The following is a 12,331-nucleotide window of genomic DNA, read 5'->3' on the forward strand; positions in this document are numbered from 1 at the left end:
TTAATTCCCCCATCTTTCATGAAGGGTTAACCATGCACGTACTGGTCTGTGAAGACGACGAACTGATCGCCAGCGGCATCGTGGCCGGGCTTGGCGCCCAGGGCTTTACCGTCGAGCGTGTGGCCTCGGCCGCCGCCGCACGCGCGATGCTCAAGGCCGCCACGTTCGACATCATGGTGCTCGACCTCGGCCTGCCCGATGAAGACGGCCTCAAGTTGTTGCAACAACAGCGCAGCCAGGGCCTGGAAATCCCGGTGCTGATCCTTACCGCGCGCGATTCAGTCACCAACCGTGTCGACGGCCTGCAAGCCGGTGCCGACGACTACCTGCTCAAACCCTTCGACCTGCGTGAACTTGCCGCACGCCTGCAAACCCTGTTGCGCCGCGTGGCGGGGCGCCGGGTCAACCTGATCGAACATGGCCAACTGGCCTACGACCCCAGCAGCCGCGAGACCTTCCTGGCCGGCCAGCCGGTCGACCTGTCGCGCCGCGAGCAAGCCTTGTTGCAAGCCCTGTTGCATAACAAGGGCCGTGTGCTGTCCAGCGAACAGCTTAAAGACAGCGTCTACGGCTTCAACGACGAACTGGAAAGCAACGCTCTCAACGTGCATATCCACCACCTGCGGCGCAAATTGGGCAACGGCATCGTCGAAACCGTGCGCGGCCTGGGTTATCGCCTGGGCACGGCGGATGGGGGAGAGGACGCGTCGTGATGAGTTTGCGCCTGCGCCTGACGTTCAAGTTGGGCGCCGCTTTTGTGCTGATCTGGATTCTGGCAGCCGCCTGGATGCTCAACGATCTGCGCAACCAGATGATGTTTTCCCTCGACCAGCGTCTGGTGGCATCGGCGCGCATGGTGGCCGGGCTGACCGAGCAGATGCCGGGCCTGGCCAGTGTGAGCGGCGCGCCTACGCATTTGCGCACTGAACAACTGAACGTGCCAGGCGGCATGGCCTGCCAGGTCAGCTCCCTGCGCGGGGAAATCCTGGCGCGCAGCCACATGACCCCGGATGAAGGCCTGGAGTCGCGCAAAAGTGGCTTTCGCGACCAGATTATCGACGGTGTGGGCTGGCGCAGCTTCACGTTGTCCCGTGGCGACCTGCTGATCACCACCGCTGACCGCCAGGTGGAGCGTGAGGCGCTGAACCTGTCGATCCTGTTGGCGGCCTCGGTGCCGGTGGGCGTAGCCCTGCTGGGCTGCCTGTGCCTGCTGTGGCTGGGCATCGGCCAAAGCCTGTTGCCACTTAACCGCATGCGCGATGCCCTGATGCGCCGCAGTGCCGACTCCCTCGAACCGCTGCAGATTCACCCACTGCCCAGCGAGTTGAAGCCGCTGCTCGACACCCAGAACCAACTGTTGCAGCGCATTGCCAAGACCATCGAGCGCGAGCGCCGACTCACCGGCGATGCCGCCCACGAACTGCGCAGCCCGCTGACGGCGATCAAGACCCACCTGCAAGTGGCCCGCATGACCGACGGCGCCGCCCGCGACCAGTCCCTGGCCCACGCCGAAGAGGGCGCCGACCGCTTGCATCGCACCCTGGAGCAATTGCTGCTGCTGGCGCGGGTCGAGGGCAGCTTGTCGTTTGACGATGGCTTGCAATCAAGCGCCGAACAAGTGGCGCGGCTGGCGATTCAGGATGCCAATGCCGGCGATAACCGCCGCATCGACCTGATCCTGGCGGACAACCTCACGCAAGCGCCGGTGGAAATGCCGGTGGCCCTGGCGGTAGCGGCCTTGCGTAACCTGTTGGATAACGCGCTGCGCCATACGCCGGGTGACACTCGCGTTGAGCTGAGCGTGTTCACCAGCGCCGACACCGTGGTATTTCGCGTGCGCGACCATGGCAAGCAGATTTCTGCCGAAGACTTGCAATACCTGACCCAACGTTTCTGGCGCAATGGCAGCAGCGAGGGTTGTGGCTTGGGCCTGGCGATCGTGCAGGCCATCGTGCAGCGCTGCTCCTGCTCGCTGAAATTCGACAGCCAACCGGATGGCCTGCGGGTCGATCTGGGGATGCCGTTGCGACGCTGAGGACTTTTCTTCAAGCACTGAATAATTACCGCCCGCCTGACATTGATCCCTTCAGGATGGCGGTAATTTTTTTGCGTTTGAACGGGCTGAATGACTCAGCCTGTATTGAAAAGGACGGTTCTTATGTTGGTGATCGACAGCAGTTTCCCCGCTAAAGATTTTAATCAACGCAATGGCGAGGCTGTGCGGCAGGTGATCCTGCATTACACCGCGGCGCCCTTTGCGTCGTCTTTGCGTACCCTGACACAAGGTGGCGTCAGCGCTCACTATTTGCTTCCTGACCCTGATGAGCCCAGCTATGGCGCTGCCGGTTATGACGAACTGCGGGTGTTTCGCCTGGTGGATGAGGACAAACGGGCCTGGCATGCCGGGGTTAGCCATTGGGGCGGGCTGGATAACCTCAACAGCCGTGCGATCGGCATCGAAATTGTCAATTTGGCGCGCGATGATGCCGGGGTCTTTACCTTCCCCGAATATGGCCGGGAGCAGGTTGATACGTTGATCGCGTTGGTTCGCGACATGCTTGGGCGTTATCCGCAGGTGGGGCCTCTGGATGTGCTCGGGCATTCGGATGTGGCGTATTGGCGCAAGAGTGATCCGGGGCCTCGGTTGCCTTGGCGGTACTTGTTCGAGGCCGGGATCGGCGCCTGGTTTGATGAGACTACGCGCAGGATGTACCAGCGACGGTTTTGTCTTGGGTTGCCGCCGGAAGTAGAGGTGGAGCGGGCATTTCAGCGGTGCGGGTATAAACCGGCCTGGAACCGGCAGGCGTTTGAATGGAGGACGCGGGCGTTTCAGATGCACTTTCGGCCGCGCGATTATTGCGGGGTGCTGGATGGGGAGACGTGTGCGATTTTGTATGCGTTGAATGATCGCTATCGAGGGATTTGATCCTTCCCACGCTCTGCGTGGGAATGCCGCCCTGGACGCTCTGCGTCCCGCAGTCGACCAAAAACCACAACAAGCCTAAATCCCCCCAGCGCTGGTGCGTCTCCAGAACATGAAATCCGCACATACGCGGATCGCCCGTTTGGTCACCCCTACCCGCGTATTGAGGGATCGAGAGATGTCAGTCGTTACCAGCCGTATCGAAGACGCACCGGTGCATGCAGGCGCAGCACCGGTGGAAACGCTCTACCACTTCGAAGAAACCCCACTGCTGGCCCGCCAGCGTCAGCAAGAGTCCAACGCCCGCAGCTACCCTCGGCGTATCCCGCTGGCGCTCAAGCGGGCCAAGGGCATCTACGTGGAAGACGTCGAAGGCCGTAGCTTTATCGACTGCCTGGCCGGTGCTGGCACCTTGGCATTGGGTCACAACCATCCGGTGGTGATCGCAGCCATCCAGCAGGTGCTGAGTGACGAGCTGCCACTGCATACGCTCGACCTCACTACGCCGGTCAAGGACCAGTTCGTCCAAGACCTGTTCGGCCTGCTGCCGGCAAAGCTTGCGCAAGAAGCGAAAATTCAGTTTTGCGGCCCCACCGGCACTGACGCGGTGGAAGCCGCGCTGAAGCTGGTGCGCACTGCCACGGGTCGCAGCACGGTGCTGTCGTTCCAGGGCGGTTACCACGGCATGAGCCAGGGCGCGCTGAGCCTGATGGGCAGCCTGGGGCCGAAAAAACCCTTGGGCGCTCTGCTGGGTAATGGCGTGCAATTCTTGCCGTACCCCTATGACTACCGCTGCCCATTCGGGCTGGGCGGCGCAGAAGGCGTGCGGGTCAACCTGCATTACCTGGAAAACCTGCTCAACGACCCGGAAGCCGGCGTGCTGTTGCCGGCGGCGGTGATTGTCGAGGTGGTGCAGGGCGAGGGCGGTGTGATCCCGGCCGATCTCGACTGGTTGCGCGGTCTGCGCCGCATCACCGACCAGGCCGGTGTGGCCTTGATCGTGGATGAAATCCAGAGCGGTTTCGGTCGTACCGGCAAGATGTTTGCCTTTGAACACGCCGGCATCATCCCGGACGTTGTGGTGATGTCCAAGGCCATTGGCGGCAGCTTGCCGCTGGCGGTGGTGGTGTATCGCGACTGGCTCGACACTTGGTTGCCGGGTGCGCATGCCGGAACGTTCCGTGGTAACCAGATGGCGATGGCGGCGGGCTCGGCGGTGATGCGCTACCTCAAGGAACACGACCTGGCCGGCCACGCGGTGGCCATGGGCGAGCGCCTGGCGGAGCACCTGCGCATCCTGCAGCGCGACTTCCCGCACCTGGGCGATATTCGTGGGCGTGGGCTGATGCTGGGCGTTGAGCTGGTCGACCCCAACGGCACGCCCGATATCCAGGGCCACCCGCCGGTGCATCGCCAACTGGCACCGCTGGTGCAGCGCGAATGCCTCAAGCGTGGCCTGATCCTGGAGCTGGGCGGCCGGCACGGCAGCGTGGTGCGCTTCCTGCCGCCGCTGGTGATCACCGCCGCCGAAGTCGACCGCGTGGCCGAGATCTTCGGGCGCGCGCTGGTGGCAGCCGTCGCCAGCCTCTAATTTTTAGCGGGCCTGGTACGTTTCTACAGATATCAGTGCTGCGCGTGGTGCGCAGCCAGTTTTTTAGCGATGGAGAACAGCAATGACCTCAGTATTTGACCGCGACGACATCCTGTTTCAGGTAGTGGTCAACCACGAAGAACAGTATTCCATCTGGCCCGACTACAAAGTGGTGCCCGAAGGCTGGCGCACCGTGGGCAAGAGCGGCCTGAAGAAAGAATGCCTGGCTTACATTGAGGAAGTCTGGACTGACATGCGCCCGTTGAGCCTGCGCCAGAAGATGGATGGCGCTGCGCTGGCTGGCTGATGCGTCGGAGCACTGTGAGCGGGCTTCCTGTGGCGAGGGAGCTTGCTCCCGCTGGGCTGCGGAGCAGCCCCAAAAAACGCGAGCGCTTCGCACTGGAGCGCCAGCCCGGTCCAGCGCGAGCAAGCTCGCTCGCCACAGAAAGCGCTTCGCTACTGCTTTGTGTTGGTATACAGATAATCCGTCGCCAACGACGCCAGCGTCCGCACCCCCACCACCAACGCCGACTCATCCACAAAGAACCCCGGATTATGGTTCGGCGCCGCTTTGCTCATGTCCTGATCCCTCGGCGTCACCCCCAGAAACACAAACAACCCCGGCGCTTCCTTGGCGTAAAACGAGAAGTCCTCGGCGCCACCCACCAGTGGGCCTTGCACCACATCATCCTTGGCTGCCCAACGCAGGCTTGGCAGCATTTTTTCGGTGAGTGCCGGGTTGTTGATGGTCGGGTCGTATTTTTCGATGATCGTGACTTCGGCCTTGGCGCCACCGCTTTCGGCGATTTTCTCCACCGTCTGGCGCACGTCCGCGTGCAGTTTCTGGCGAATACCGTAGTCGTAGGAACGGATGGTGCCGCTCATGTCCACCGACTCGGGGATGATGTTGTAGCGGGTGCCGCCGTTGATGGTGCCGATGCTCACCACCGACGGAAACGACGAGATGTCGGTGCGCCGACTCACCACGGTCTGCAAACCGACAATGGTCTGCGCGCCGACGGTGATCGGGTCGATGCCGTCCCACGGGCGGCCGGCGTGGGTCTGTTTGCCGAGGATCTTGATGCGCAGGTCATCGGAGCTGGCCAGGGTCGGGCCGGGGCGATAGGCGATCTGCCCGGCAGGCACACCGGCCCAGATATGCAGGCCGAACACCGCGTCCGGCTTGGGCGCTTTCATCACACCTTCCTGCACCATCATTTTCGCGCCCCAGGTGTTTTTGCCGTCGGGGATAAAGTCGCTCGGGCCTTCTTCGGCCGGCTGGAAATAAAACACCACGGTGCCGGGCAGGCGCTCACGCATGCCGCTGAGGATTTTCGCGGTGCTCAGTAGGATTGCCGTGTGAGCATCGTGGCCGCAGGCGTGCATCACGTCGACTTCCTTGCCCAGGTAAGTGCCTTTGGCTTTGGAGGCGAAGGGCAGGTCGGCGACTTCCTTGACCGGCAGCGCATCCATGTCGGCACGCAGGGCCACGGTCGGGCCGGGCAGCGCGCCTTTCAAGATGGCGACCACGCCGGTGCGGGCCACGCCGGTTTTGACGTCAAGGCCCAGGTCGCGCAGTTGTTTGGCGACCAGTTCGGCGGTGCGGGTTTCGGTATTGCCCAACTCGGGGTGGGCGTGAATATCGCGGCGGGTTTGCAGCAACGCCGGTTCGAGGATTTTGGCCTGGGCGGCGATTTCTTCCCGGGCACTCTCCAGGTCATTGCCCTGGCCACTGCTGGCGGCAATCACCGCGCTGCTGGCGAGCCCGCACAGCATGCCGAAAACCCATTGGTGTGTCAGACCGTTTAAACGCATACAGACCTCTCCTTGTTTATTGTTGTTGATCTTTCTCCTGCACCGTACCGGCGGTCACCACCTGCACGCTCAAGCGCGGTGTTGCCAGGTCCAGCCCGGCTTCATCCAGATGACGCTTGAGTGACAGGTTGAACGCCCGCGACACTTCCCACTGCTTGATCGGCGCGGTCTTGAAGCGCGCCCGCAGGATCGCGCTGCCGGACTCAAAGCTTTCCACACCTTGAATCTCCAGCGGCGACCAGATGTTGCGGCGTTGCAGCGGGTCGTTGCGCATTTTCTGGCCGACATCACGCATCAGCTTGATGGCGTCGTCGATCTCCATGTTGAAGGGGATCGCCACCCGGAAGATCGCGTAGCCGAACTCCCGCGAGTAGTTCTTGATGCTCTTGATTTCACTGAACGGGATGGTGTGCACGATGCCGTCGATGTCGCGCAGGCGCACGGTGCGGATGGTCAGGCCTTCGACAGTGCCGAGGTGGCCGCCGACATCCACGTAGTCATCAATCGCCAGGGAGTCTTCGATGATGATGAACAGGCCGGTGATCAAGTCCGCGACCAGCGACTGTGCGCCAAAACCGATGGCGATACCGATCACACCGGCACCGGCCAGCAGCGGCGTGACGTTCATGCCCATGTTCGCCAGGGCGACGATGGCGGCGATGATAAAAATGGTCACGAACAGCACGTTGCGGATCAGCGGCATCATGGTCTGCGCACGCGCATTGGCCAGGCCTTTGCGCGAGCGGGTGAGGGCATGGTGGATCGCGGTGTCGCTGAGGATCCAGATCAGCCAGGCAAACAGCAGCGTGCCGCCCAGGCCGAACAGCTTGACGCTGACTTCATGGCCGTCACCTTCGGTGAAGCGAATCATCGACAAGCCCCACACGCGCAGGCCCAGCTCGATGAATACCAGCCACACCACCAGATGGGCCAGGGTGTAGACGAAGCTTTTCAGGCGCTCGGAGTACAGCGCGTGGCGCTTGTGCCCACGTTGCGGCTTGAGCGCATGGCGGCGCACCAACCCGTTGATCACCATGCACAACACCAGCAATACCGTGCACAGCAGCGACTGGCGCAGCGCGGTGCTGGTGTCGCCGGCCGACAGGAAGGTGGCGAACAGCGAGATGCCCACCAGCAACAACGCCGGGATGTACCAGAAGGAGCCGATGATCGAGAGCGTGTCGGTGAGGGCACGGCGTGTAAGGCGGCGCGACAGCGGTTGGTTGCGGATCAGGTGCGCGATCGGGCGGCGGAAGCGCAGGATAAACACGCCGGTGGACAGCGCGGCCATCACATTGGCGACGGTCGCGGCGGTGTGGGCCAGATGCTGGCCAAGCGCCGCAACCAGCCTTGGGTCGCTCAAGGCTTCACCGAAGGCGGCAAAACTGCCGATCCACCACAGCGGACGGAAGGCCTGGTGGCGCAGGATATACAAGGCCCGGTGACGGTGTGGGCCGTCGAGAACCGAGAAGGCAATCACGCAGATTGCCGAGAAACAGGTGCCGATCACCAGCGCATAGGCCAGCACCATCGCCAGGGATTTGCCCAGGGACGAAGGCAGTGCATAGCTGAGGTAAACCGTGATGATCAACGCAATCAGCCACGGCCCCAGTTTACGCAGGGCGAAGCGCACCATGTCCCAGGTACGCGGGTGTTGCGGCAGTTCTTCGGGCAGGCCGAAACGTTCTCGCACACGGTGGCTGAGCCAGATCAGCGCGGCGGCCAGCAGGCTCCACACTGCCAGGATCACGGCAAAACCGAAAATGATCGGCAGCCATTCTGTGGCCGGCAGCATCAGTGCCGTGAGTTCTTCCTGGGCCAGGTCGATCTCGTTGGACCAGCGCCCCAACGGGCTGTCGGCCCCGGAAAACTGGGCTTCAAGCTCGGCCAGGGTGCTACCGATCAAGCCGAGCACGCCTTGTTCGGCAGCGGGCTGGGCTTTTTGCGTGGCTTCGCGCAGCTTCTTCAGGTCGCTCAGCAGTTGGGTGCGCTGCTGGTCGTTTTCCAGGGTCTTGATCACCTCGTCCAGCGACTGGCCCAGCGGCACATCGGCCTGAGGCTGGGTCTTGTTGGTGCTGCCCAGCAGGCCGGGCAGGCTCACGGCTTGCGCTGGCGCAAGGGGCAGCAGCGTGAGCAGGGCGATCAGAAAATAGCAGGGCAGGGCAAAGAGACGGGAAAGCACGAGGCGGTCAACCTTGAAAACGACGAATTGACCGAGTGTACGAGGCCGCTATGCCCAATGCGAGTGCATTTGTTATTCCGCCAGTTTGGCAAGGATCTTGTAAACCACAGTGCCGAGGATCAACAGCATACCGACCCACATACCAAACACACCCACCGGCTTGTCGCGAAAGTTGAAGCCGGTCGCGAGCAGGATCATGCCGATGATGATGGGAATGAGCATGGCGTGGAACGAAGACATGGAGATCATGGGGCGACGGCCTTGTCGGAGTGGGAATACTGACAAGTCTAGGCCGGATTGTGGGAAGTTGGAGTGATATGGGTCAGGTTTATGCAAAACCAACTGTGGGAGCGGGCTTGCTCGCGAATGCGGTGTGCCAGTTACAGATGAATTGACTGACACTCCGCTTTCGCGAGCAAGCCCGCTCCCACAGTTTTGACCGCATTCAGCCCCTGAGGTCAGGGCAAATCGCGGCTCGCATAAAACGCGCCCAACACCTTCACCAGGTGCGCCAGATCATGGCTGCCACACAGCTCACGAATCGAGTGCATGGCAAACGTCGGCAAGCCGATATCCACGGTGCGCACGCCCAGGTGGCTGGCGGTGATCGGGCCGATGGTCGAGCCGCAGCCCATGTCGCTGCGCACTACAAAGCTCTGCACCGGCACTTCCTGGGCCATGCACAGGTGGCGGAAGAACCCGGCGGTTTCGCTGTTGGTGGCGTAGCGCTGGTTGCTGTTGACCTTGATCACCGGGCCGGCGTTGAGTTTGGGGCCGTGGTTGGCGTCGTGTTTCTCGGCGTAGTTAGGGTGCACGCCGTGGGCATTGTCTGCCGAGACCAACAGTGATTTCTGAATGGTGCGTACGAATTCCTCACCTTCCGGTAGAAGACGGCGCAGGGTCTGTTCCAGCATCGGGCCATCCGCGCCGCAGGCCGAACAGGAGCCGACTTCTTCGTGGTCGTTGCACACCAGCACGCAGGTTTCGTCGTTTTCGCTGGTGAGCAAGGCTTGCAGGCCGGCGTAGCACGACAACAGGTTGTCGAGGCGCGCACCGGCGATGAAGTCGCCATTGAGGCCGATCACCGCAGCGCTTTGCGTATCGTAGAAGCTCAACTCGTAGTCGAGCACCACATCGGCGTTCAGGCCGTGTTCGCGGGCGAGTTGCTCAGTGAGCACGGCGCGGAAGTCCACCCGCTCGTCACCGGCAAACTGCGCAAGGATCGGCGGCAGCTCGGTCTGTGCATTGATCGCCCAGCCCTGGTTGGCTTCACGGTTCAGGTGAATAGCCAGGTTGGGGATGATGGCAATCGGCAACTTGAAGTCGATCAGTTGGCTCTCGACCTTGCCGTCGCGGCGGAAGGTCACGCGGCCGGCCAGCGACAGGTCGCGGTCGAACCACGGCGCCAGCAGCGCGCCGCCGTAGACTTCCACGCCCAACTGCCAGAAGCCCTGGCGTTGCAGCTCCGGCTGGGGCTTGACCCGCAGGCAGGGGCTGTCGGTGTGGGCGCCGACCATACGGATACCGTCTTGCAGCGGCGAATGCTTACCGAGCTTGAAGGCGATGATCGAGGAATCGTTACGGGTGACGTAATAGCGCCCGTTGGCCTCGGTGGCCCAGGTTTCACGCTCGTCGAGACGCTGGTAACCGGCCGCTTCCAGGCGCTGGGCGAGGGCGGCAGTGGCATGAAAAGGAGTAGGGGAGGCCTTGAGGAAGTCGATCAGGCCTTGATTCAACGCTTCGCGCATAAATAGCTCCAGACAGCAATGCGCGGAGTTTACCGTATTGGCTCCACATTTGAAGTGAAGCTACTCGCTTGAAAACCCTGCAAGGCCAATGTGGGAGCTGGCTTGCCTGCGATAGCGGTGTGTAAGCCAATATATTTGGCACAGACAGATCGCTATCGCAGGCAAGCCAGCTCCCACATTTGACTGTGTTTTCAGTTTAGAAGGGGGCGGGGCACTCAAAGCGCAGCCGCTCGCCGCTTTGCGGGTGCGTAAAGCTCAACATGCTCGCATGCAGGCACAGGCGTGGCCAGGCGGCCAGGGCTTGTTCATGGGCGTACAAGCCATCACCGAGCAGCGGATGGCCGATCGACAGCATATGCACCCGCAACTGGTGCGAACGCCCGGTGATCGGCGTGAGTTCCACGCGGCACCAATCGCCACAACGCTCCAGCACTTTCCAGAAGGTCAGTGCGTTTTTGCCAAACTCATAGTCGACTACGTGGCGCGGCTTGGTCGGCGGGTCGTAGCGCAAAGGCAGGTCAATGCTGCCGCTGTCCAGCTCCGGCTGGCCCCAGGCCAAGGCGGTGTAGGCTTTTTCGGTTTCGCGGTCATGAAACTGCCGCGACAGTTCGCGGTGACTGTCGGCGTCCCGCGCGAGCAGGATGATCCCCGAGGTTTCCCAGTCCAGGCGATGCACGATGCGGGCTTCGGGGTAGCCGTTTTCCTGCAGGCGGGTGATCAGGCAGTCTTTGTTGTCATCGGCGCGGCCAGGCACCGAGAGCAACAGGGTCGGCTTGTTCACCACCAGGACGGCGGCGTCCTGATGCAGGATATGAATAGTGGACAGCGGCATTAAACAGCCTCGTAACAAACGCCAACGGCGGCTCGGCCACCCGGTTCCCAAACGGGATCAAGGTGATCGAGCCGCCGTGGCGGCCGCCTTTTCGATTAACGATCAGGCAGGGTGATATTGAGTTCCAGAATCGAGCAGCTGCCGTCGTTTTCCAGGGCGACATGCACGTCATCGTTGCCGATATTGACGTACTTGCGGATCACCTCGACCAGTTCCTTCTGCAAGGCTGGCAGGTAGTCCGGGGTACTGCGTTGGCCGCGTTCGTGCGCCACGATGATCTGTAGACGCTCTTTCGCTACCGACGCGGTACTTGGCTTTTTGTTGGCGCGAAAGAAGTCGAGAAATTTCATTATTTAGTTGCCTCCAAAGATACGCTCGAAGAATCCCTTCTTCTTAACATCGAGGAAGCGATGTTCCACGGTCTTGCCCAGCAAGCGATCAACTGCATCGCTGTACGCCTGGCCGGCGTCGCTCTGGTCGTCAAGAATCACCGGAACACCTTGGTTGGAAGCCTTGAGGACCGCCTGGGATTCGGGGATCACGCCCAGCAGGGTCACTGCGAGGATTTCCTTCACGTCTTCAACGCCGAGCATTTCGCCGTTGCTGACGCGCTCAGGGTTGTAACGGGTGAGCAGCAAGTGCTCCTTGATCGGGTCTTCACCTTTTTCGGCACGCTGGGACTTGCTGGCCAACAGGCCGAGCATGCGGTCCGAGTCACGTACCGAGGAGACTTCCGGGTTGGTGACGACGATGGCTTCATCGGCAAAGTACATCGCCAGGTGAGCACCGGTTTCGATACCGGCCGGCGAGTCGCACACCACGTATTCGAAGGTTTCTTTAAGCTCGGCCAGGACTTTGCCTACGCCTTCTTTGGTCAGCGCGTCTTTGTCACGGGTCTGGCTGGCGGCCAGCACGTACAGGTTCTCAAGGCGCTTGTCCTTGATCAGGGCCTGTTGCAGGTTGGCTTCGCCGTTCACCACGTTGACGAAGTCGTACACCACGCGGCGTTCGCAGCCCATGATCAGGTCGAGGTTACGCAAACCGACGTCGAAGTCGACGATGACTGTTTTGTGGCCGCGCAGAGCGAGGCCGGTACCGATAGCGGCGCTGGTGGTGGTCTTACCCACACCACCCTTGCCGGATGTAACCACGAGAATCTTGGCCAAGGTGTTTCACCCCTAAGGAAAAAGGACTTTTCAGCCCCTGAAAAACATCTCTTGGAACTCGCTGCAGGCGGACA

General features: G+C 61.7%; 12 protein-coding genes. 5 read left to right on the forward strand and 7 right to left on the reverse strand.

The window, feature by feature from the left end; genetic code table 11:
- Positions 1-32 precede the first annotated feature (32 nt).
- The 5 genes from AB4P96_RS10995 to AB4P96_RS11015 all read left to right on the forward strand — a co-directional run bounded on the left by AB4P96_RS10995 (position 33) and on the right by AB4P96_RS11015 (position 4,821).
- Complete coding sequence (locus tag AB4P96_RS10995) at positions 33-713, forward strand: response regulator transcription factor (RefSeq protein ID WP_017134987.1); 681 nt, start codon at positions 33-35, stop codon at positions 711-713.
- Complete coding sequence (locus AB4P96_RS11000; RefSeq protein ID WP_017134988.1) at positions 713-2,035, forward strand: ATP-binding protein; 1,323 nt, start codon at positions 713-715, stop codon at positions 2,033-2,035. The genes AB4P96_RS10995 and AB4P96_RS11000 overlap by 1 nt, the downstream gene beginning before the upstream one ends.
- Before the next feature lie 123 nt (positions 2,036-2,158).
- The gene (locus tag AB4P96_RS11005) at positions 2,159-2,926 is read left to right on the forward strand and encodes an N-acetylmuramoyl-L-alanine amidase (protein WP_017134989.1); all 768 of its coding nucleotides are present in this window, start codon (positions 2,159-2,161) and stop codon (positions 2,924-2,926) included.
- Between the two features lie 175 nt (positions 2,927-3,101).
- Positions 3,102-4,514 (forward strand): aspartate aminotransferase family protein, encoded by a 1,413-nt coding sequence (locus AB4P96_RS11010; RefSeq protein ID WP_395600760.1) that lies wholly within the window; start codon positions 3,102-3,104, stop codon positions 4,512-4,514.
- Between the two features lie 82 nt (positions 4,515-4,596).
- A complete protein-coding gene (locus AB4P96_RS11015) occupies positions 4,597-4,821 on the forward strand; it encodes an MbtH family protein (RefSeq protein ID WP_017137860.1) in 225 nt (74 codons plus the stop codon).
- Positions 4,822-4,970: 149 nt separating this feature from the next.
- Here AB4P96_RS11015 and AB4P96_RS11020 read toward each other — a convergent pair whose 3' ends face one another.
- The 7 genes from AB4P96_RS11020 to minD form a co-directional block, all read right to left on the reverse strand.
- A complete protein-coding gene (locus tag AB4P96_RS11020; RefSeq protein ID WP_395600761.1) occupies positions 4,971-6,329 on the reverse strand; it encodes an amidohydrolase in 1,359 nt (452 codons plus the stop codon).
- Between the two features lie 16 nt (positions 6,330-6,345).
- Positions 6,346-8,511: a mechanosensitive ion channel family protein gene (locus tag AB4P96_RS11025; protein WP_017137859.1), complete on the reverse strand. Its 2,166-nt coding sequence runs from the start codon at positions 8,509-8,511 to the stop codon at positions 6,346-6,348.
- 72 nt (positions 8,512-8,583) lie between these two features.
- The gene (locus tag AB4P96_RS11030; protein ID WP_017137858.1) at positions 8,584-8,760 is read right to left on the reverse strand and encodes a hypothetical protein; all 177 of its coding nucleotides are present in this window, start codon (positions 8,758-8,760) and stop codon (positions 8,584-8,586) included.
- A gap of 209 nt (positions 8,761-8,969) precedes the next feature.
- Positions 8,970-10,259, reverse strand: a complete 1,290-nt coding sequence (locus tag AB4P96_RS11035) for a M18 family aminopeptidase (RefSeq protein ID WP_017137857.1) — start codon at positions 10,257-10,259, stop codon at positions 8,970-8,972.
- Positions 10,260-10,455: 196 nt separating this feature from the next.
- A complete protein-coding gene (locus AB4P96_RS11040) occupies positions 10,456-11,091 on the reverse strand; it encodes a pseudouridine synthase (RefSeq protein WP_099487231.1) in 636 nt (211 codons plus the stop codon).
- Between the two features lie 95 nt (positions 11,092-11,186).
- Complete coding sequence (gene minE, locus AB4P96_RS11045) at positions 11,187-11,441, reverse strand: cell division topological specificity factor MinE (RefSeq protein WP_003175252.1); 255 nt, start codon at positions 11,439-11,441, stop codon at positions 11,187-11,189.
- A gap of 3 nt (positions 11,442-11,444) precedes the next feature.
- Positions 11,445-12,257 carry a septum site-determining protein MinD gene (gene minD, locus AB4P96_RS11050; RefSeq protein WP_003209098.1) on the reverse strand — a complete coding sequence of 271 codons (813 nt, stop codon included), beginning with the start codon at positions 12,255-12,257 and terminating at the stop codon, positions 11,445-11,447.
- Positions 12,258-12,331 lie beyond the last annotated feature (74 nt).

It is taken from the genome of Pseudomonas sp. B19125 (assembly GCF_044218855.1).
Classification (GTDB): domain Bacteria; phylum Pseudomonadota; class Gammaproteobacteria; order Pseudomonadales; family Pseudomonadaceae; genus Aquipseudomonas; species Aquipseudomonas edaphica.

Excerpts from the sequence above, each read along its gene's own strand:
- AB4P96_RS11005 (WP_017134989.1), top strand. The coding sequence starts at position 2,159 with ATGTTGGTGATCGACAGCAGTTTCCCCGCTAAAGATTTTAATCAACGC.
- AB4P96_RS11010 (WP_395600760.1), top strand. The coding sequence starts at position 3,102 with ATGTCAGTCGTTACCAGCCGTATCGAAGACGCACCGGTGCATGCAGGC.
- AB4P96_RS10995 (WP_017134987.1), top strand. The coding sequence starts at position 33 with ATGCACGTACTGGTCTGTGAAGACGACGAACTGATCGCCAGCGGCATC.
- AB4P96_RS11000 (WP_017134988.1), top strand. The coding sequence starts at position 713 with ATGAGTTTGCGCCTGCGCCTGACGTTCAAGTTGGGCGCCGCTTTTGTG.
- AB4P96_RS11020 (WP_395600761.1), bottom strand. The coding sequence starts at position 6,329 with ATGCGTTTAAACGGTCTGACACACCAATGGGTTTTCGGCATGCTGTGC.
- AB4P96_RS11035 (WP_017137857.1), bottom strand. The coding sequence starts at position 10,259 with ATGCGCGAAGCGTTGAATCAAGGCCTGATCGACTTCCTCAAGGCCTCC.
- AB4P96_RS11015 (WP_017137860.1), top strand. The coding sequence starts at position 4,597 with ATGACCTCAGTATTTGACCGCGACGACATCCTGTTTCAGGTAGTGGTC.
- AB4P96_RS11030 (WP_017137858.1), bottom strand. The coding sequence starts at position 8,760 with ATGATCTCCATGTCTTCGTTCCACGCCATGCTCATTCCCATCATCATC.
- AB4P96_RS11040 (WP_099487231.1), bottom strand. The coding sequence starts at position 11,091 with ATGCCGCTGTCCACTATTCATATCCTGCATCAGGACGCCGCCGTCCTG.
- minE (WP_003175252.1), bottom strand. The coding sequence starts at position 11,441 with ATGAAATTTCTCGACTTCTTTCGCGCCAACAAAAAGCCAAGTACCGCG.